The organism is Conchiformibius kuhniae DSM 17694, assembly GCF_000428785.1.
In the GTDB taxonomy this organism is placed as follows: Bacteria; Pseudomonadota; Gammaproteobacteria; order Burkholderiales; family Neisseriaceae; genus Conchiformibius; species Conchiformibius kuhniae.
In genome coordinates this window covers 1-1,826 of sequence record NZ_AUAP01000050.1, presented here as the reverse complement: position 1 = coordinate 1,826, position 1,826 = coordinate 1, and the positions used below count along the sequence as shown (strand labels likewise).

At 35.1% G+C, this 1,826-nt stretch carries 4 protein-coding genes; all 4 read right to left on the bottom strand.

Translation table 11 applies throughout. From position 1 onward, the window contains the following. Positions 1-141: 141 nt before the first annotated feature. From G392_RS0109625 to G392_RS13745, 4 genes are read right to left on the bottom strand one after another with little or no spacing between them, the layout of a single operon-like run. Positions 142-504: a hypothetical protein gene (locus G392_RS0109625; RefSeq protein WP_156900894.1), complete on the bottom strand. Its 363-nt coding sequence runs from the start codon at positions 502-504 to the stop codon at positions 142-144. Positions 505-562: 58 nt separating this feature from the next. Next, positions 563-769, bottom strand: a complete 207-nt coding sequence (locus tag G392_RS0109620; RefSeq protein ID WP_027010048.1) for a hypothetical protein — start codon at positions 767-769, stop codon at positions 563-565. A gap of 49 nt (positions 770-818) precedes the next feature. Continuing rightward, a complete protein-coding gene (locus tag G392_RS13750) occupies positions 819-986 on the bottom strand; it encodes a hypothetical protein (protein WP_156900893.1) in 168 nt (55 codons plus the stop codon). Beyond that, positions 953-1,612, bottom strand: a complete 660-nt coding sequence (locus G392_RS13745) for a hypothetical protein (RefSeq protein WP_156900892.1) — start codon at positions 1,610-1,612, stop codon at positions 953-955. The genes G392_RS13750 and G392_RS13745 overlap by 34 nt, the downstream gene beginning before the upstream one ends. Between the last annotated feature and the right edge of the window lie 214 nt (positions 1,613-1,826).

The window sequence follows — 1,826 nt, the reverse complement described above, 5'->3', positions numbered from 1 at the left end:
GGAAAGATACAAGGTTGGGTTGGAGCGAAGCGCAAACCCAACAAAATCCATAAATTTTCGGAAAAATGTTGGGTTTTCACTTCGTTTCAACCCAAGCTACGCTTGCTAGCCTCTGCTAAGTACGCATAATCTGCAATAAATCTATTCATTTGAAAGTACCTCATCGTGGTAAGAATATTTTAAAGCTATACTATGAAAATTCCAACCAATATCATTGATACAATCATGTTGGAATATTTCCATATCTCCAAATCTTTTTAGGTACAAAAAGTAAGTTCCTTGTAAAACAACTTGTTTATTAAAATCATCGACTAATATAAATGAGTTTTGTTTTATTTTGCCAATGCTACCGAAATAATTGTAGTATGCCAATCTATAATTTTGAATATTTCCATCTTTAAATTGACCTTGTGCATATTTGTATTGCTTATCATTAAAATTAAATAGCTTTTTATTATTTATAAAATAACGCTCATCTCTTTCTTTATTAGTAAATGGTCTCATTTTCTTCCATTCCCCCTCCCCAATCTGCTTGCGCCATTGTTCAGGCGTTACATACACCTTAATCCCGGCTTCTTTTTTGCATAAATAGCTTACTTTGGCTTGAATATAGGCGAACTCGTGCCCAGTACACAAACCATCCGCCCATCGTCAGCATAAAGCCTACAAATAAACCTTTTCCCTTACCGAATTTGTAACCGACTATCATGGCAATCAGCGTAAGCAATACCCACACTGCCAATCCGAACAGTATCGCTAATCCAAGCATTCATTTTCCTTTATTTTTTGGGAAATTGTGTGAAAAATCTTAGATTTTGTCAAAATGTTTTCCAGTGCGCCAAACCATCACGCACAATATGCCCAATATCTGCTTGGTTGAAGCACAGTGGAAGCCCAACAAAATCCTGTTTTATCGGGAAAATGTTGGGTTCCCACTGCGTTCCAGCCCAACCTACGCTTGCTTCTTGTTCGGTAAAGGTTGCCATAAATGCACTCCTAATGTGTCGTAAAAGTGTTTATCCACATAATCCAAAATATAGAATATATGACTTGGATTGTTAAAATGAATATCAATACTTATGTTGTATGGTATTCTTGAAAATATTTGACTACCAACACAATTAGAATATGTCCTACCACAAGAGAATAAAAAACTAGGAAATTTACTTTCTCCTGAAAGGTCATATTCAATATTGGGTAAATAATAATATCTATATGCCATATTATCTTCAAAACATACTAGTCCTTGTACATTATTTTTCTCGCAAGGTTTGTCTGAAAATTTGGCACCGTAATACTGAACAACTTCTTCTTTGCTTCTGAAATTATCCAAAATCCCTTGATATCGTATTTCTATTTTTTCAATATAAATTTTTCCGTAAATATCATCGGGTATGGTTTGTTTTCCTAATGTTTTTCGGATCTTATCCGAATCAAAAATGATCCAGTCTACTTTGGCAGCCCGCATATATTTTGAATAAACATCTTGATTTTTCTCATCATTGTAGTCATACGCCACAGGCACGGGTTCACGATGCTTGTCTTTATTGTCTTTACATGAAAATAAAAAAAATGAAAAAATAATGGCACACACTAATTTTATTGTTTTCATAACCCCTTCCCCTATCTGCTTGGTAAGATTGCAACATATTTGGTTAGTAAGCGCAACTTAAAGTTAAATCGCCTCCCTGTAGGTTGGGTTGGAACGCAGTGAAAACCCAACAAAATACTGTTTTATCGGGAAAATGTTGGGTTTCCACTGCGTTCCAACCCAACCTTGTATCTTTCCAACAGTGAAATAAAAGCGCATTATTTCACAAAACGGC

What these genes read in the sequence shown, in the direction of transcription:
- G392_RS0109625 (WP_156900894.1), bottom strand. Translation starts at nt 504, where the DNA reads ATGAGACCATTTACTAATAAAGAAAGAGATGAGCGTTATTTTATAAAT.
- G392_RS0109620 (WP_027010048.1), bottom strand. Translation starts at nt 769, where the DNA reads ATGCTTGGATTAGCGATACTGTTCGGATTGGCAGTGTGGGTATTGCTT.
- G392_RS13750 (WP_156900893.1), bottom strand. Translation starts at nt 986, where the DNA reads ATGGCAACCTTTACCGAACAAGAAGCAAGCGTAGGTTGGGCTGGAACG.
- G392_RS13745 (WP_156900892.1), bottom strand. Translation starts at nt 1,612, where the DNA reads ATGAAAACAATAAAATTAGTGTGTGCCATTATTTTTTCATTTTTTTTA.